Here is a 16652-nt window from a genome sequence, read left to right as displayed (position 1 = left end):
CGGACGGCCGGGCGGGTCGAAGGTCGGGTCCGTGAGCAGACGCCAACCCGCGACCTCGATCAGCGTGGTCGGACCGCCGACATGGGTGATCCGGACAGCCGTTATGGCGTGGTCGGCTTCGCGTGGGTCAGGGACCAGTCGAGGACCTCGTCGGCGATCTTTTCCCAGCCGGCTTGGGCGGGTAGGAGGTGGGCGTAACCGTCGTACAACTTGACCTCGGTCACGGTGTCCGACTTGTAGTGCTTCGCGTTCGAGTGTTGGACCTCCGGCGGCATGATGTGGTCCTCCGAGCCGGAGACGAAGAGCAGCGGCACCCGGTTGTCGTTGTGATAGTCGACCCAGGTGTCCTGGTGACCGGGCTGGAAGTTCGCGAGCACGCCGCCCCACAGGATCCCGCCGCTCGCCGGGATCGCGTACCGCTCGTACAACTCCCGTGACTCCTCGTCGGTGAAGGTGTTCGTGAACGCGTACTTGAACTCGTCGAACGACAACGGGATCGCCTTGTGCCGGTTCGCCGGGCTCTTCAGCACCGGGAACGTCGACTTCAGCTGCGACAGCGGTACGACGCGAACGCCCTCGGTCGGCGCCGAGTTCATCGCCACCCCGACCGCGCCGCAACCGTGGTCGAGCAGGATCTGCGTGAACGCGCCGCCGGCGGAGTGCCCGATGATGATCGGCGGCGCCGGCAACTCGCGGATCACGGTCTCGAGGTGGGCGATGATCTGCGGGACGGTCAGCTTGAGGATCGGGGTCGGGTCGGCGTTCAGCGACTCCACCTCCACCTCGAACCCCGGGTAGCCCGGCGCGAGTACGCGGAAACCGCGTTGCTCGTAGTGCGTCACCCAGTGCTCCCAGCTTCGCGGTGTCATCCAGAAGCCGTGCACCAGAACGATCGTGTCGGGAGCAGCCATGATCAGAAACCCCTCCAGGTCAGGCACCGTGGCCGCAAACGTAGCCAGCGGAAAGTCGGCCGACATAGGATCTGACTGCACGGTTCAGGGCTGCCGGTGCACAGCCTTTGGGAGGGGCCGGCCATGGCGCTCATCCTCGATACCGCCGATCTTCCGCCCCACGATCGTGCCGAGGCGTTCTACTCCGCGATGATGTCCGCGAGCGTGCCCGCACGCGTCGAACACGAGGATCGGAGCGGCGCCGTCCATGCCCGGATGGACTTCTGGCAGCTCGGCGTACCGGACCTGTTTCGCAACGAGGGCTCGGGGATCCGGCTGGTTCGCACGACCAAGCACGTGCGGATCGGAGCGCCGGAGCGGTTGGCGCTCGCGGTGCAGGTGACCGGGGTCGGTGCGTTCGATCAGGCCGGGCACCAGCAGCGGGTTCACACCGGTGAATTGATGCTCGTTGATCTGACTTCGCCGTACGAGTTCGCGTGGAGCGGTCATGGTGCATCCCTGGCGTTCCAGATCGACTACAACGAGCTGGGGCTGAGTGTCGAGACTGTGCGAGCTGCGGCGGCGCGGTTGCCCAGCAGTCCGATGTACGAGCTCGTCCTCCACCACCTGAGCGCATTGCCGCGCGTCAGTGACGCACTGCACCCCACGCGATCCGCACCCATGCTCGGGGCCGCTACGTCTCAGTTGGTCCGCGCACTGCTCACCTCGGCTGCGGACGACGACAGCCATCACCGGCCGGCAATGGCCGACGTCCTTCTCTCGCGCATCACTTGGTACGTGCGCCAGCATCTCGCCGACCCGCACCTGACACCGGCCCGGGTGGCGTCGGAGCACTTCATCTCGCTCCGGTATCTCTACAAACTCTTCGCCGGCCACGACCTCAGCTTCGAACAGTGGCTCATCACCGAACGTCTCGAGGCTGCCCGCCGCCACCTCGCCTCAGCGCCCGACCTTCCGATCGCCGCCATCGCGGCCCACTGGGGCTTCGCGGATCCCAGTCACTTCACCCGCCGCTTCCGCCAGGCGTACGGCGTCCTCCCGAGCGAGTGGCGCCGCTCGAGACCTGATGGGCCACCCACGTGAGGCGCATTCTTACCTGAGGTATTTAAATGCGTACAATGCTGTCGTGACAGGATCGTTTCCGCGGGCGGCCACCGATCAGACCCTGTTGCGGCGGCTCAACGAGTTGTCTGTGTTAGGTGCGCTGCGGGGCAACGGGGCGCGGCCGCTGCGGGACGTCGCTGACGCTACGGGGCTGTCGTGGCGCTCCGCGCAGGTTGTGGCTGAGAAGCTTGGTGAGCAGGGCTGGCTGGCCGAGATAGAGGCCGAGGCCGACGACAAGCGGATCGGGCGCCCGGCCCGGCGGTATCGCTTTCGTTCTGAGGCCGGGTATGTGGTCGGGCTGGACGTCGGACAACGCAAGATCCGGGTGATCATTGCCGACTTGGACGCGACCGTCGTGTCGAGCCATCAGGTGGAAGTCTCTGCCGGGGACAGTGCGGACGCCAGGCTCGCGAGTGCGGATCAGGCGCTGCGCGCGGCATTGTCGACCGCCGGAATCCGGCCGCGCGATGTGTGGGCGTTGACGATGGGGACCTCGGGTGTCATTGCCCCCGACGGCACCATCACCTCGGTCCTGCTGCCCGGCTGGACCGGACTCGATCCGAGAGCCAGGTTGACGGCGGTAGTGCCGTGCCCGGTGACCGTGGTCAACGATGCCAATCTCGCCGCGCTCGCCGAACGGTGGCGCGGCCGCAGCGCCGACAACATGATCTACCTGCTCGTCGGGATGCGACTGGGGGCAGGTCTGATCATCGGAGGGAACCTGCACACCGGTTCGGGTGGGGCTGCCGGCGAGATCGGCATGCTGCAGGCATCGGGATGGAACGACGCGTCCGAACGGCTCGCCGCTGCACCTATCGCCCCCATCAACGAAAGCCCCGAGGATCGTGACCTCGCGGCCATGCGGATTTTCCAGGCCGCCCGTGACTCACACCCAGCGGCGCTCGCCGCCGTGGACCGCTTTGCCGCTGATCTCGCGCGCGGTGTCACACCGATGGTTCTCACCGTCGATCCGGATCTCGTGGTGCTTGGCGGCAGCTTCTCCCATGCTGCCGACCTGCTGGTGCCTCGGCTGGAAACTTTGCTGGCCGGGAGCTGCGTGCACACGCCGCGACTGGAGGCGTCCGAGCTCGGCGACGACGCGGTCGCCTACGGCGCGCTGCGGCTCGCCCTGGACACAGTGGACCAGCGGATGGCGTCGCTGGACAGTGCGGCGCCGTTGATCCCGGCCGCCGTCCGGGGGCACTGACAGCCCCTGCGAGTCACGCCCGCCGGCCGTACCGAGGCTGCGGGAGTCGTTACCTGACCTGCACGCGAGCGGGCTCGGCACGTCGTACCACCCCTTGACAGACTCATATTGAAGACACTTAACTTATCTCACTTAGTTATCTGCCATCAATTAATCAACGAACGATCGGGCGGGCCCATGGCACGTAGCAGACGAACGCTGATCGCGGTGCTGAGCGCAGTGGGGGTGACGGCGGTGGGCGTGGTCGCACAGGCAAGTGCATCGCCGGCGTCCTCGACCGGCACCACCTATTCCATCGAAGTCGGCCCGGCGAAATCCCAGCCGTTCACGAGTGACACACCGGCGTACCCGATCATCGACAAGGAGGGCACGTTCTACGCCCAGCAGGCCGAGGCGCTGTACGGGCTCAACGACCCGCGGCACTGGCGGTTCTACTCCGGCACGAACTACGACGACGCGTTGCCGAACGCAACACTCAACACCTGGGCGAACCCGGCCAATCCGGTGGACAAGAACAACAACACCACGTGGCGGTGCAACAACAGCCCGACCGGCGTGGAGTCGACACTCGCCCCGCCCACATCCCCGTACGCGCAGCCGAATTACTGCGACCTGATGGGAATGTGGGTGGATCCGGACACCGGAAACTGGATCGGCCTGGTACACAACGAATTCACGCCGCAGCCGTTCGGCGACGGGATGCACTACGACTCCATCGACTACGCGAGGTCCACCGACCAGGGCCGCACCTGGACCATCGTCGACCACGTGCTGACCTCGCCGTACAGCACCAAGCGGGCGGACCGGACGGCGTTCCCGAACCAGACCTACAAGTACGGCGACGGCGACCAGCGCCTGTTCGTCGACACCGCGTCGGGATACTTCTACATCTACTACGGCTCGTCCGTCATCGACAAGCCGGGCGGCGGCGGCGCGATCCACCGCCTCGAGCACGTAGCCCGCGCGCCGCTCTCGGGGAAGATGGCCCGAGGCACCTGGAAGAAGTGGTACAACGGCACCTGGTCTGAGCCAGGTGTGGGTGGCCGGGAAAGCAACATCGTCCCCGCGGACGCCGGCAACCCGAACGGGTACACCGATCCAGCCAAGGACTACCAGCCCACGAACTCCGGCTATGTCAGCCAGCAGCTCGCCGCCGGAACTCTGCCGCCCCAATCACCGCTGCTGTACATGAGCGTCACCTACAACGCCTATCTCGGCCTGTACATCGCTGGGGCCAACCCGCTCAACCCGAACGACTCCAAGCACGCGGAGCCGTTCTATGCGACCGACGACCTCTCGACGCAGAAGTGGCACAAGATCGGCGACACCGGCTCCGCCCTGTACGGCGACTACTGGTACCACTGGTACGCCGACAGTGTGAACGCCAGCAGCGGCACCATCGTGGGCAGGACGTTCCGCAACTATTGCGAGTACAACTGCTCGTCCGACGCCGCCGAGTACCGCAACATCACCATCGAATCCAGCGATCCGGCCGCGTCCCCCGCGGACCCGTCGAAGACCTACCGGATCAGCAGCCGCGGTGGCCTGGCTCTGACCCAGCTGTCAGGCAGTTCGTCGACCACTTCCGTGGCCGGACAGAAGGCTTCGAACCTAGCGGCCTGGGCGTTCGTCCCCAACGGCGACGGCTCCTACCGGATCATCAACGCCGCCACCGGCCAGGCGCTCGGCATCGACTCCAGTATCAGGACCAGCCGGGCGTGGGGAACCAATCCGATCGTCTCCCCCTACCGGGCCGCCGTGGGCCAGCAATGGTTCTTCATCAAGAGCAAAACCTCGGACGGCAGCTACCGGCTCGTCAACCGATACAGCGGTCTGGCGCTCGCCCTGTCCGCGGACTCCCGTCGCCGGGTCGAGACCACCCCACCACGCTATTGGTCCAACAAGACAGGCAACTCGGTCGGCGGCAACCGCAGCGAGACCGAGCAGCTTCTCACCCTCACAGCGGTGGGAATCAACCCACCGCAAACCGACATCGCCCAGTTCAAACCCGCTACCGCACAGAGCGAGCAAGGCGTGAACACAGCAGACCTGGCGGTCGACGGTGACCCGGACACCTACTGGGGCGCAGACCCGTATCCACAGTGGTGGCAGATCGACCTGCTCGGCGTCCACAGCCTCAACAATGTTGCCGTCACCAACTATGCGGACGGCACCCGCTACTACAAGTACAACATCCAGGCCAGCACCGACGGCACCAACTGGACAACCATCGCGACAAAGGAAACCACGACGCCGGCCACCCCCGCGGGCGACAGTTATCCGGTTGACGTTCAGGCCCGCTACCTACGGGTCACCGTGACCTACAACTCGGACAACAGCGGCGTCCACATCACCAACTTCACCGCCAGCGGCATCTGACGCCCATGGAGACACCTGTGTACGACGATCACGCCGTTCCTGCGGAGGTACTCGCCGCGTCAACCGCGGGTCTGTTCGACAACGGCACCACGACCACGGCGATCACACCGCTTCAGGCCTACGGCGCAAGCTACATCCGGAACAGCAACGTACTGCGACTTCCGAGCGGACGTTGGCAGTATCTACCGGCCGGTCGAACGGAGCCGGTCACCGTCGAGGCGGACGACCCGGGCGCGTTGCGGCAGATCGCCGAATCGCGCGCCTGGCTGAAGCTCGGCACCGTACCCGGCGTGCCCGGCCCCCAGCGGGATGCTGCCGCTCGCGCGCTGCTGTCCATGCGTGCACTACTACAGCCCAACGGCGCCTCGACGGCGGCGTGGCACTCGATCTGGAAGTACTCGTGGCCGCGTGACTCCAGCTTCGTATCGGCGGCGTTCGCGCACACCGGGCACTCGAGAGAGGCCTACCAGATCCTCACCTACAACGCGGCTACCCAGCGAGCCGACGGAACGTGGGAGGCTCGGACCAAGCTGGACGGGTCCGGTCCACCGGACGGACGAGAATGGCAGCTCGACGGCAACGGTTGGGTGCCCTGGGCAACTTGGCAGTGGTACCAGACGGCTCCACTCGACGACCGGCAGGCCCGGCTTTCCAGCCTGTACCCGATGATCCAACGTGCCGCCGATTATGCCGCCGGCTCGCTGGATGCCGCCGGTCTGCCGCCCGCGTCGCCGGACTACTGGGAACTCGGCACCGAGACCGCGAACATCGGTACCGCGGCGCCTCTGCTCAGTGGGCTGAACTCGGCGGTCGACCTCGCCAACGCGCTCGGACGCTCCGACGATGCCGCCCGGTGGACGATCGCGGCCGACCGCCTGTCCACCGCGATCAGCAAGCACTTCGCGCCACTCGGATACCAGCGCACCGTCGATGGACTGCACGGGTTCGACAGTGCTGCGGCCTTCATGGCGCCGCCGTTCAACGACGCACCGGCCGACCTGCCCGCCGCGCTCGATACGACGTACCACGCACTTGTGCGACCCAACGGTGGCGTTGTCCCCGGCAACGATCCGGACTTCGACTGGGGCGATGTCACCTGGACCCCGAGCACCTCGTTCTTCGCTCTCGCCTGGGCAGGCCTCGCCGAGACTGGCAAAGCACAGGCGGCGCTCGACTGGCTCCTGTCCAAACGCAACCTCCTCGGCGAGCTCCCCGAACTGGTCGACGGCAACGGCAACCCGGCCTCCACCGTGCCCTTGGCCTGGACCGCCTCCCTGCTGCTGCTGATCCTCATCCAACTCCAAACCCACAGCATCAAAACCCCACCACCGGCCCACTGAAGAATTCAGTCAACCGGCCGGGATCGGGTGGGTTCAGCGGAGTTGGAAGCCTTGGGAGTGGAGGGCTTGGCGGAGGTGTTCGCGGCCGTTGAGGCCGGCGATTGTGCCGAAGCGGTTTGCGACTCGGTTGATCCAGCCTGTGGGGAGGCCGGCTGTGGTGTAGAACGCGTTGAGTACGGCCTCGTAGGTTTGGACGTGGGCGGTCTGCAGGTCGAGGTCGTACTGCTCGTGGTGAAGGACGGCGTCCTGTGGGAGGCGGGGCTTTACCGAGGTCTCGGCGAGGCGATCGGGGTGGCCGACCGTCAGTCCGAAGACCGGGAAGACGTGTGGCGGCAGGCCGAGCTCGGTCGCGATCTCGAGCGGGCGGTTTCGGATCGCCCCGACGAACACCGTCCCGAGGCCGAGCGACTCGGCGGCCAGTGAGGCGTTCTGGGCTGCGAGGGCGACATCGACGAAGGCGAGCACGGCAGCCTCGACGAAGTCGGCTCCCTCGGCGGCGCCGGACGCAAGCTCGGTCGTCACCTGGCGCGCCCGCGCCAGATCGGCCAGCCAGACCAGGAACAGCGGTGCCTGCTCGATGAAGTCCTGATCACCGGCGAGAGCGGCCAACCTGGTACGCCGTTCGTCGTCGCGGACGGCGACGACACTCCACAACTGCAGGTTGCCGGAGGTCGGAGCCGATTGCGCTGCGGCGATCAGAGCCGTCAGCGTGTCGTCGGAGACTGGGTCCGGACGATAGCTACGCACCGAACGGTGATCCAACTGCCGCGCAATCACCTCCGACCACGCTGCCGGCGGCTCGAACGGCACCTCAACGCCGTACCTCAGTCCGAAGGGCGAGGTGGTCATCGTTCTCCTCGGGTCAGGACCGCTGTGCGGTGCCGTGGATGCCGTACTGATCGATGCGGGCGAGATCCTCGTCCGTCAGCACCGGGAAGTCGAGCGCAGCGACGTTGTGATCCAGTTGGGCGGTGGAGCTCGCGCCGATCAGCGCGGTGGTGATCTCCGGCCGCCGCAGCACCCATTGCAGGGCCAGTTGAGCCAGTGACTGGCCGCGATCGTGGGCGATCTTGTTCAGCGCTGCGGCTCGCTCGCGGTAGACGTCGTCGAGCTGCTCCGGCTTGAGGAAGGCGCTGGCGGCGGCGCGTGCGTCCGGCGGGACGGTCCCGTCCAGGTACTTGTCCGTCAACAGCCCTTGCGCCAAGGGGCTGTAGGCGACCAGCCCGAATCCCTCGGCCGACGCGAGGTCGAGCAGCCCGCTGGTCTCGGGAGTACGGTCGAAGATCGAGTACCGCGGTTGATGGACGAGCAACGGCACGCCGGCGCTCCGCAACAGCGCCGCCGCTTCGCGCGCACGATCGGTCGGGTAGTTCGACACGCCGACGTACAGCGCCTTGCCCTGGTGCACGGCACTCACCAGCGCACCAACGGTCTCGTCCAACGGCGTCGAAGGATCGAAGCGGTGGTGATAGAAGATGTCGACGTACTCCGTGCCGAGGTCTCGCAGGCTGTGGTCGAGCGACGCGAGCAGCGACTTGCGTGATCCGCCGCGGAGATAAGGGCTCGGTCCGATCGGGTTGCCGGCCTTCGTGGTCAGGATCAGTTCATCCCGGTACGGCGCGAGGTCGGCACGCAGGACCCGCCCGAAGAACTGCTCGGCGGCCCGATGCGGTGGACCGTACCGGTTCGCGTTGTCGAAATGGGTGATGCCGAGGTCGAACGCATGCAGCACGATCTCCCGCTGCCGCTCGAACGGGTAGTCGGCGCCGAACTTCTGCCACAACCCGAGCGACAGCGCCGGAAGCACCAGCCCTGATCCACCGGCCCGCCGGTACTCGAGCCGCTGATATCGCTCGTCGTTCGCACGGTAGATCGTCACAGCACCCGATTCTCCCCGGAGTCAACCAAAGGGGTGGACTATGTCCACGATGCGTGCGGTCAGCGGGGTGGGCGGAGTACTGCGAAGGGGTCCGTGACGGTGAGTTCGCGGGCTGCGAATGTGTAGACGGTTGCGGGGCGGCCGCCACTCTGGCCGGGGCTGGAGCGGCGGGCGGTCGGGTCGATGACGTGGCGTCGGGTCAGGACGCGGGTGAGGTTGGTGGCGCCGAGCTCATACCCCAGTGCGGCCCCGAACAGATCGCGCAGCTCGGCGATCGTGAACTCTCGGGGAGCCAGCGCGAAGCCGATGTTCGTGTACGACAGCTTGGCGCGCAGCCGTCCGACGGCGGCATCGATGAAGAAGTGATGGTCGAACGCGGTCTGCGGCAGGTCGTCGACCGGATGCCAGACAGTGTCGGACGGCAGCACCGGCCGTACGTCGGACGGGACCAGGCCGAGGTAGGCCGTCGCCAGGACGCGGGCCCGTGGATCGCGATCGATCGCGCTGTGGGTGGCCAGCTGCTCGAGGTGCGCTACGTCGCGAACGTCGACCTTCGTCGCGAGGTGCTTGGTGATGGCATCCCGGAGCCGCTGCGTGGGCTCTACCCCGCCGCCGGGAAGGGCCCAGCGACCGCCGTACGGGTTCTGTGCGCGCTTCCACAGCAGGACGCACAACCTGCCGTCCCGGACCGACAGGACCACGGACAACACCTCGTGCGGATAACTCTGGAAGTTAACCGGATCACCTTTCTTGGCTGTGGGCACGACGCCGATGGTAGCGTGCAAGCTAGTTATCGCCTCTGAAGCGAAAACATCACGGAAGGTCGGAGTCACACATGCAACTGACAACCGAGACGGTCCGGACCGCGGTGACGGCCGCATTGGCCGAGGACCAGGCGGTGGACGACGTCACGACGCGATGGAGCGTCCCGGCCGAGCTACAGGTCGAGGCGACGATGGTCGCCAAGCAGGCGGGTCGCGTGGCCGGCCTGCCGCTCGTGCAGGGCGTGTTCGCCGCGATCGATCCCGCCGTCACCGTGCGGCCGGCTGTCGCCGACGGCGATCAGGTTCTCCCCGGACAGCCGCTGGCGACGATCAGCGGATCGGCTCGCTCGATCATCACCGGCGAGCGGGTAGCGCTGAACTTTCTCCAGCGGATGTCCGGTATCGCAACCCTCACGGCGGCCTTCGTCGCTGCGATCGGAGCGCGCCCGGTCCGGCTCCTCGACACCCGCAAGACCGCGCCCGGCCTCCGGGCCATGGACAAGTACGCCGTCAACTGCGGCGGCGGCACGAACCACAGGCTCGACCTGGCCGCCATGGTCCTGCTCAAGGAGAACCACCTCGCCGCGGCCGGTGGCGTCCTCCCCGCCGTACGCCGGGTCCGGGACGGCATGATCGCGGAAGGCCGAGGTATGGCGATCGAGGTCGAGGTCACCACCGCGGAGGAAGCCCGCGAGGCGCTCGACTGCGGGGTCGAGTGGATCCTGCTGGACAACATGCCGGCCGATGAGATGGCCCGGATCATCGAGTGGCGCGACAGCTCCGGGTCCACCGCCAAGCTCGAGGCCTCCGGCAACATCACGCTCGACACCGTCGCAGACGTCGCCGCCATCGGTGTCGACGCCATGTCGGTCGGCGCCCTGACCCACTCCCCCACAGCCCTCGACATCAGCCTGCTGGTCGCATAACCATCCCCAGTTATCGCCTGTCAAGCGAAAATCTCCCGAGAGAAGGACCTGTTGTGACCGTTGGTACAGCAATCACCTGGCAGGACGAGGTACGCCGCCTCGCCGAGGAGCGCGATGCGGTGATCCTCGCCCACAACTACCAGGAGCCGGCGATCCAGGACGTCGCCCACCACGTCGGCGACTCACTCGCACTGTCGCGGATCGCTGCCGAAACAGACGCGTCCACGATCGTGTTCTGCGGCGTGCACTTCATGGCGGAGACCGCCAAGCTCCTCAGCCCGGACAAGACCGTGCTGATCCCGACTGCTCAGGCGGGTTGCTCGCTGGCGGACACCATCGACGCCGACCAGCTACGGGCCTGGAAGGCCGAGCACCCCGACGCAGCGGTCGTTGCCTATGTCAACACCAGCGCGGCGGTGAAGGCCGAGGCCGACGTCTGCTGTACGTCGTCCAACGCGGTCGAGGTGGTGAACTCGATCCCGGCGGATCAGCCGATCCTGTTCCTGCCCGACCAGTTCCTCGGCGCGCATGTCCGGCGCCAGACCGGCCGGGACAACATCGAGGTCTGGATGGGCGAGTGCCACGTGCATGCCGGGATCAGCGCCGCCGACCTGCGCGCGCAGGTGGCGGCCGATCCCGAGGCCGAGGTCCTCGTGCACCCCGAGTGCGGCTGCGCGTCGTCGGCGATCTGGCTCGCCGGCGTCGGTGATCTGCCGGCCGAGCGGACCCACATCCTGTCCACCGCGGGCATGCTGGACACCGCTCGCAACCTGACCTCGAAGACGGCCTTGATCGCGACGGAGATCGGCATGCTCCACCAGCTTCGCAAGGTCAACCAGCGAACGAATTTCGTCCCGGTCAACCCGAAGGCCTCGTGCAAGTTCATGAAGATGATCACCCCGGAGCTGCTGGTGCGATGCCTGCGGGAGGGACGCGACGAGATCGAGCTGCCGCCCGAGGTCGTCGAGCGGGCCCGGCGTTCGGTCGAGCGGATGGTTGCCATCGGCAAGCCTGCGGGTGCTCGATGACGCGCGCCGTGGACGTGGTCGTGATCGGCTCCGGCGTGGCGGGCCTGTCGACCGCTCTCGGTCTCGCCGCGACTCGCGACGTACTTCTGCTCAGCGCGGGCGACGGCAGCACGCCCTGGGCGCAGGGTGGCGTCTCGGCCGCGTACGGCGAGGACGATCCTCTCGACCACTGGCGCGACACCGACATCGCGGGCGCGGGATTCTGCGATCCCCGCAATGTTCGGGCGCTGGTCGAGGAAGGACCGCAGCGGCTCGCCGAGCTCATCGCTCACGGGGCTCACTTCGACCGCAACGCCGACGGATCGCTGTCGAGAACTCTGGAGGGCGGCCACAGCCGTCCCCGGATCGTGCACGCCGGCGGTGACGCCACCGGCGCGGAGGTGCATCGCGCGCTACGGACCGCCCTGCAGCAGACCGGCGTACGGACGATGACCGGACGGACCGTCGGCCTGCTGCAGTCGGACTCCGGAAGCATCGTCGGCGTGCTCGTCGAGACAGGCGGCCAGGTCACGCAGCTCGACGCGCGCGCCGTCGTACTGGCCACGGGCGGTATCGGCAACGCATACCTGGCGAGCACCAACCCGTCGACCGTGCGCGGTGACGGCATCGCCCTGGCATTGCGAGCCGGCGCATCGCTGGTGGACATGGAGTTTGTCCAGTTCCACCCCACCGCGCTCCACACCGGTGAGACCAGTGGTCAGTTGCCTCTGGTCACCGAGGCCGTCCGCGGCGAAGGTGCCGTACTGCGAGACGCTCACGGCCGCAGGATCATGGACGGACTGCACCCGCGAGCCGATCTGGCTCCGCGAGACGTCGTCGCCCGGGCGATCGAGGCGACGATGCGCCGGGACGGAACCGACCACGTCTGGCTGGACGCGACAGGTGTCGCGCCCGACGTGATCCGGCGGCGATTCCCGACCGTGCTCGCCTCCTGCGCGCGGATCGGCGTCGACATGGTGTCCGAGCAGATCCCGGTCGCGCCGGCCGAACACTTCCTGTGCGGCGGCGTTCGGACCGATCGGAACGGAGCAACCGACGTACCAGGTCTGTACGCCGTCGGCGAGGTCGCCGCAACCGGCGTACACGGGGCCAACCGGCTCGCCTCCAACAGCCTGCTGGAGGGATTGGTCTTCGGACGCCGGGTCGCCACGGCCCTCACGCTCGACCTGCCGGCGGCGGACCACGGCCGCACGCACGAGGTCCCGCTCGGCGAGGATCGCGAACCGGAGCGGATCCGCGCGATCCTCACCAGGTACGCCGGTATCCGTCGCGACGGCGCAGGGCTGAATGCTGCCGCTGACGAACTCGATGCCCTAGGCAACGGGCCGCTCGCGACGGTGGCGCGATCCGTCATCGTGGCAGCGACCGCCCGCCAGGACAGTCGCGGTTGCCACTGGCGCTCGGACCATCCCCACTCCGACAAGCGCTGGGACGACCACATCGTCGTACACCTCGACGACGAAGACCGCCCGACCACCCGCCAACTTCAGCGTTCGGAGGTCTGAGGATCGGCGGCCAGTTGGCGGGCCGCCGACCTCGTCTCGTCGTTCATCGGGAAGAAGCACTCGATCCGCAGTTCCTGCAGCGTCACGTCCTGCGGCGTGCCCAGGGTGGTGACCGTGGAGAAGTAGTCGAACCGCTGGTCCCCGTACACGTAGCGGATGGGCACGATCGGGAGAACGGGAGCCGTCACGTCCAGTGACCGCAGATTCGCTGGTACGCCGGGGTAGTCCAGCACCTCCTCGAGGATGCGCTGGGCACGCTCGTCGGTCACGCCGCCGACCGCCTCGCGGCGTGCCCGGCGTACCAGCGCTTCGGCGACCTCCGGCCAGTTCGCCACGTGCCGCCGTACGCCGTCCGGGTGAAACATCCGGCGCAGCACGTTGGCCGGCCCCGGTGGACCCTCCGGCTTCCCGTCATCGAGGAACGCGAAGAACCGGCGGGCGGCCGCGTTCGTACTGCGGATGTCCCAGCTGCGATCCATCACCAGCGCCGGAAACGGCTCCTGCTGCGCGAGGATCGTGTCGAGAGCGGTCCTGACGGCGGCCAGGGCCGGCTCGTCGAGGGCCGACTCCGGGTACTCCGGCGAGAACCCGGCGCTGAGCAACAACGTATTGCGTTCACGCAACGGCACCTCGAGCACGTCGGCCAACTTGAGCACCATCGACCGACTGGGATTCGACCGCCCCGTCTCGACGAAACACAGGTGGCGCACGGAGACCGCGGCCTCACTGGCCAACGCGAGTTGACTCAGCCTCCGAGCGCTTCTCCAGTGCTTCAGCAATTCACCGACCTCAGCCACCCGTCGAGTATTCCGGTTTCCAAGCGTGCGGCGCTACCGCTTCCTCCAGGTCGGGTCGGGCGATGTTGCCCGTGTAGTTGGTCATCGTCGAGACGGCCACCCCGATGATTGCCTCCAGCACCTGTTCGTCGGTGAAGCCGGCCGCGGTGAAGGCAGCGACGTCGCTGTCGTCCAGGTGGCCGCGCTTGTCGATCAATGTCCGGGTCAACCTCGACAACGCAGCCATCCGCGGGTCCTCAGGAAGCTCTCCACGTCGCAGCGCCTCGACCACGTCCGGCTGGACACCATCCGCGAGCGCCTCGAGCGTGTGGAACGCGACCGCCCATTCGCTGCGGTTGGCCACCGCGTTCGACAGCAGCAGTACCTGCCGCTCGTCTGCACCGAACGTACCGAAGCCACGGAACTGACCGAAGGCCGCGAAGAAGGAGCTGAGTAGCGGCGACGAGTTCGCCATCAGCCCTGCCACAGCAGGCACGAACCCGAAGGCATCCTGCAGGACCTGCAGAGTCGCCTTCGACGGCTCGGCCGCGGAGTCTGGAGTGTAGATCTGGTAAGTGTTCACAACCTCTAGACTCCGCGGCCACCTACCTCGAAACAATTCCCCCAGAGGTAAATTCCAGTGCCGTCAACGGTTGAGCTGGGCGACCGACTCGCGCAGGACGACCGGGCAGGGCAGCCAGGTCGGATGGGTCGAGCGGTACCACGAGGTACTGCTGCTCTGGACGAGCCGAGTCAGGGTGGCAACCGCCCAGGCACCCATCTCGTAATGCGGCAGGGCGACTGTGGTCAGCGCCGGGTACACACTGGCCGCGATCGGTGCCTGGTCGTCGAAGCCGACGATCGAGATGCCGTCAGGAATTCGCAGTCCGAGCTCCTGGGCCGCCCGGTAGGCGCCCATCGCCATCCGGTCGTTGTAACAGAAGATCGCGGTCGGCCTGTCCTCGCGATCGAGCAGTTCGAGACTCGCCTCGTATCCTCCGGCCGCCTCCGAGACGCCCGACGCGATGAGCCGGTCGTCCCGTGGGATGCCTGCCTCCTCGAGGCCCCGGAGGTAGCCGACCAAGCGCCCCTGCGTGGCTGGAACTTCGATGCTCGAGTTCGCGAACGCGATGCGCCGATGCCCGGCGTCGACCAGCAGGGCGACGAGATCGGCCGCGCCACTGGCCTCGTCCGGCAGGACGGCGGGTACGACGCCCTGCCGGTCCAAGGCTCCTATCAACACCGCCGGCACCGCGCGCAACTCGCGCGGCACCGACACCTCGTGGTGGAACACCGTCGCGTAGATGATGCCGTCCACCTGACGCTCGATCAGGGCCCGGGCGTCGGCGCGGCGGGCGTCCGCGCCGGCGTCGAGATGCGAGTTGATGATCGCGAGCGTGAGGTTGTGCCGGCTCGCCTCCTCCTGCGCACCGAGGATGATCCGGCCGGCGTGCGGGGTGGTCGCGATCTCCTCGGTGAGCAGCCCGATCATGTCCGACGTACGGGTTCGCAGACCGCGGGCGAGCCGGTTCGGGGTGTAGCCGAGGTCCCGCGCGATCGAACGCACCCGGTCCCGGGTCGCCTCGCTCGTCCGGGTATGTGGAGTCTCGTTGAGCACATGAGAGACCGTCGTGACGGACACGCCCGCGGCGCGTGCGACATCCCGGATGCCCACCTTCGGCACGACCACATCCTCGTCAGGCATTACTCGTCCCACAGTCCGTGTTCCGGCCATCGTCGCGGCAGCCGCTCCTCGACCGGAGGAAGATCGGCATGCGGGGCGTGCTCGCCCAACTGGTACCAGTAAGCGACGCTGGAGTAGTCGTTGCCCTGGTCGTTGGCGTGTCCGTGCTCGATCGACACCCGCAGGCTCTGCTCGAACCGGACCGGGTCCTCGATGTGCCAGCGGAACATGCTCCACAGTCCGAAGTGCTCCTGCGGGCTCGCACCGAGTGTGATGCCGTGGTACGGCCCGGCGTACTCACCGCTCGGGAATCCCCAGGCCGCACCGAAGTAGTCCTCCGTGCCGGTCCCGTGCAACGACGGCGGCCACACCTCCCCGTCGATGAAGAACATGTCGTCGCCCTCGCCCGGCCAGGAGAACACCTGGTTGGAGGCGTCGAAGTTGTCGATGCTGAGCACGCAGCCAACGTAGTGCCCCGTGCCGGTCGCATCGAGAATCACGTAATTGTCGTCACCGGTCAGATTCGTCCCCGGCAGGTCCCACGGCGCCGGGTTCTCGAGATCGGTGGTGTGCCGTACGGCGGTTGTCGGCTTCTCCTGCCGGTAGTACGCGTGGAAGCGGGCCACGTCGTCCGGGATCGGCTGTTCACTGAGCTCGTAATCGACGTAGTAGAAGAGGTTCTCGATCGGCTGATCGCTCTCGTTGCGGATCTGGATCTTCGCCTGGCTGCCGAACGGCATCGGGAAGTAGCTGTTCATCGCGGCCGCGAACGGCCCCTTGGGACCGCGCCGGGGCCCGAACACGGCGTTCAGCGGAAGGGAGATGTAGTGCTTCGCGACCGCGTGCCCGACACCGAAGAAGTCGCCGAGCGGCGCGCGTACGCTCGGATTCTCCTCCCCGTCCCAGAACATCTCGATCACGAGCTTGCGCAGGTACTTCTCCGAATAGCAGCGGGTCGTGAGCCAGATGTGCTCGATCCGCCCGGCGCCGGCGATGTCGGCGATCACGAAGGTCTCGCCCGCGGGCACCACCGCGAAGTCCCGGTTGCCGCCGGTGCGGTCCCAGCTCGACTCGCGCCGCGACCGGCCGGACTTCACATGGGCCAGGCCGCCGAGCGGGCTGTTGGGTTGCCAGAATTCCATATCTTCT

15 protein-coding genes and 1 pseudogene are annotated in these 16652 nt (G+C 67.2%); 7 read left to right on the top strand and 9 right to left on the bottom strand.

Features of this window, described 5'->3' with window-relative positions; all coding sequences use genetic code 11:
- Positions 1-101 precede the first annotated feature (101 nt).
- Positions 102-911: an alpha/beta hydrolase gene (locus tag ACQPYH_RS09345; protein ID WP_432889071.1), complete on the bottom strand. Its 810-nt coding sequence runs from the start codon at positions 909-911 to the stop codon at positions 102-104.
- 123 nt (positions 912-1034) lie between these two features.
- Here ACQPYH_RS09345 and ACQPYH_RS09340 point away from each other — a divergent pair, with 123 nt between their 5' ends.
- From ACQPYH_RS09340 to ACQPYH_RS09325, 4 genes are all read left to right on the top strand, one after another.
- Positions 1035-1994: a helix-turn-helix domain-containing protein gene (locus ACQPYH_RS09340; protein WP_432889069.1), complete on the top strand. Its 960-nt coding sequence runs from the start codon at positions 1035-1037 to the stop codon at positions 1992-1994.
- Between the two features lie 43 nt (positions 1995-2037).
- A complete protein-coding gene (locus ACQPYH_RS09335) occupies positions 2038-3222 on the top strand; it encodes an ROK family protein (protein WP_432889067.1) in 1185 nt (394 codons plus the stop codon).
- A gap of 177 nt (positions 3223-3399) precedes the next feature.
- Complete coding sequence (locus ACQPYH_RS09330) at positions 3400-5601, top strand: discoidin domain-containing protein (RefSeq protein ID WP_432889065.1); 2202 nt, start codon at positions 3400-3402, stop codon at positions 5599-5601.
- Positions 5602-5618: 17 nt separating this feature from the next.
- Positions 5619-6941, top strand: coding sequence for a hypothetical protein (locus ACQPYH_RS09325; RefSeq protein ID WP_432889063.1), 1323 nt, complete (start codon positions 5619-5621; stop codon positions 6939-6941).
- A gap of 33 nt (positions 6942-6974) precedes the next feature.
- Here ACQPYH_RS09325 and ACQPYH_RS09320 read toward each other — a convergent pair whose 3' ends face one another.
- Genes ACQPYH_RS09320 through ACQPYH_RS09310 form a run of 3 tightly spaced genes read right to left on the bottom strand, consistent with a single transcriptional unit; the run spans position 6975 to position 9584 of the window.
- A complete protein-coding gene (locus ACQPYH_RS09320; RefSeq protein ID WP_432889061.1) occupies positions 6975-7790 on the bottom strand; it encodes an NADPH-dependent oxidoreductase in 816 nt (271 codons plus the stop codon).
- A gap of 13 nt (positions 7791-7803) precedes the next feature.
- Positions 7804-8820, bottom strand: a complete 1017-nt coding sequence (locus ACQPYH_RS09315; RefSeq protein ID WP_432889059.1) for an aldo/keto reductase — start codon at positions 8818-8820, stop codon at positions 7804-7806.
- A 59-nt stretch (positions 8821-8879) separates the two neighbouring features.
- Entirely contained in the window at positions 8880-9584 is a 705-nt protein-coding gene (locus ACQPYH_RS09310; protein ID WP_432889057.1) for an NUDIX hydrolase, read from the bottom strand.
- A 71-nt stretch (positions 9585-9655) separates the two neighbouring features.
- Between ACQPYH_RS09310 and nadC the strand changes: the two genes are divergently transcribed.
- Genes nadC through nadB form a run of 3 tightly spaced genes read left to right on the top strand, consistent with a single transcriptional unit; the run spans position 9656 to position 13043 of the window.
- The gene (nadC, locus tag ACQPYH_RS09305) at positions 9656-10510 is read left to right on the top strand and encodes a carboxylating nicotinate-nucleotide diphosphorylase (RefSeq protein ID WP_432889055.1); all 855 of its coding nucleotides are present in this window, start codon (positions 9656-9658) and stop codon (positions 10508-10510) included.
- Positions 10511-10563: 53 nt separating this feature from the next.
- Entirely contained in the window at positions 10564-11538 is a 975-nt protein-coding gene (nadA, locus tag ACQPYH_RS09300) for a quinolinate synthase NadA (protein ID WP_432889053.1), read from the top strand.
- Positions 11535-13043 (top strand): L-aspartate oxidase, encoded by a 1509-nt coding sequence (nadB, locus tag ACQPYH_RS09295; protein WP_432889051.1) that lies wholly within the window; start codon positions 11535-11537, stop codon positions 13041-13043. Before nadA ends, nadB begins: the two co-directional genes overlap by 4 nt.
- On the opposite strand, the gene ACQPYH_RS09290 is transcribed toward nadB, so the two are convergent.
- From ACQPYH_RS09290 to ACQPYH_RS09270, 5 genes and pseudogenes are all read right to left on the bottom strand, one after another.
- On the bottom strand, positions 13025-13702 hold the full coding sequence (locus ACQPYH_RS09290) for a hypothetical protein (protein ID WP_432894364.1): 678 nt from the start codon (positions 13700-13702) through the stop codon (positions 13025-13027). The two genes, nadB and ACQPYH_RS09290, sit on opposite strands and share 19 nt — an antisense overlap.
- A 3-nt stretch (positions 13703-13705) precedes the next feature.
- Positions 13706-13840 (bottom strand): annotated as a pseudogene (locus ACQPYH_RS09285) (helix-turn-helix domain-containing protein); the annotation flags it as partial.
- Positions 13833-14402: a carboxymuconolactone decarboxylase family protein gene (locus tag ACQPYH_RS09280; RefSeq protein WP_432889049.1), complete on the bottom strand. Its 570-nt coding sequence runs from the start codon at positions 14400-14402 to the stop codon at positions 13833-13835. The gene ACQPYH_RS09280 and the pseudogene ACQPYH_RS09285, both read right to left, overlap by 8 nt.
- A 63-nt stretch (positions 14403-14465) precedes the next feature.
- Positions 14466-15524, bottom strand: coding sequence for a LacI family DNA-binding transcriptional regulator (locus ACQPYH_RS09275; RefSeq protein ID WP_432889047.1), 1059 nt, complete (start codon positions 15522-15524; stop codon positions 14466-14468).
- Positions 15524-16645, bottom strand: coding sequence for a glycoside hydrolase family 172 protein (locus tag ACQPYH_RS09270; RefSeq protein ID WP_432889046.1), 1122 nt, complete (start codon positions 16643-16645; stop codon positions 15524-15526). Before ACQPYH_RS09270 ends, ACQPYH_RS09275 begins: the two co-directional genes overlap by 1 nt.
- Positions 16646-16652: the final 7 nt, after the last annotated feature.

The organism is Kribbella sp. CA-245084 (genome assembly GCF_050942355.1).
Classification (GTDB): Bacteria; Actinomycetota; Actinomycetes; order Propionibacteriales; family Kribbellaceae; genus Kribbella.
This window is presented reverse-complemented; position numbering and strand designations above follow the sequence as displayed.

Excerpts from the sequence above, each read along its gene's own strand:
- ACQPYH_RS09345 (WP_432889071.1), bottom strand. The coding sequence starts at position 911 with ATGGCTGCTCCCGACACGATCGTTCTGGTGCACGGCTTCTGGATGACA.
- ACQPYH_RS09340 (WP_432889069.1), top strand. The coding sequence starts at position 1,035 with ATGGCGCTCATCCTCGATACCGCCGATCTTCCGCCCCACGATCGTGCC.
- ACQPYH_RS09330 (WP_432889065.1), top strand. The coding sequence starts at position 3,400 with ATGGCACGTAGCAGACGAACGCTGATCGCGGTGCTGAGCGCAGTGGGG.
- ACQPYH_RS09320 (WP_432889061.1), bottom strand. The coding sequence starts at position 7,790 with ATGACCACCTCGCCCTTCGGACTGAGGTACGGCGTTGAGGTGCCGTTC.
- nadC (WP_432889055.1), top strand. The coding sequence starts at position 9,656 with ATGCAACTGACAACCGAGACGGTCCGGACCGCGGTGACGGCCGCATTG.
- nadB (WP_432889051.1), top strand. The coding sequence starts at position 11,535 with ATGACGCGCGCCGTGGACGTGGTCGTGATCGGCTCCGGCGTGGCGGGC.
- ACQPYH_RS09290 (WP_432894364.1), bottom strand. The coding sequence starts at position 13,702 with ATGGTGCTCAAGTTGGCCGACGTGCTCGAGGTGCCGTTGCGTGAACGC.
- ACQPYH_RS09275 (WP_432889047.1), bottom strand. The coding sequence starts at position 15,524 with ATGCCTGACGAGGATGTGGTCGTGCCGAAGGTGGGCATCCGGGATGTC.
- ACQPYH_RS09270 (WP_432889046.1), bottom strand. The coding sequence starts at position 16,645 with ATGGAATTCTGGCAACCCAACAGCCCGCTCGGCGGCCTGGCCCATGTG.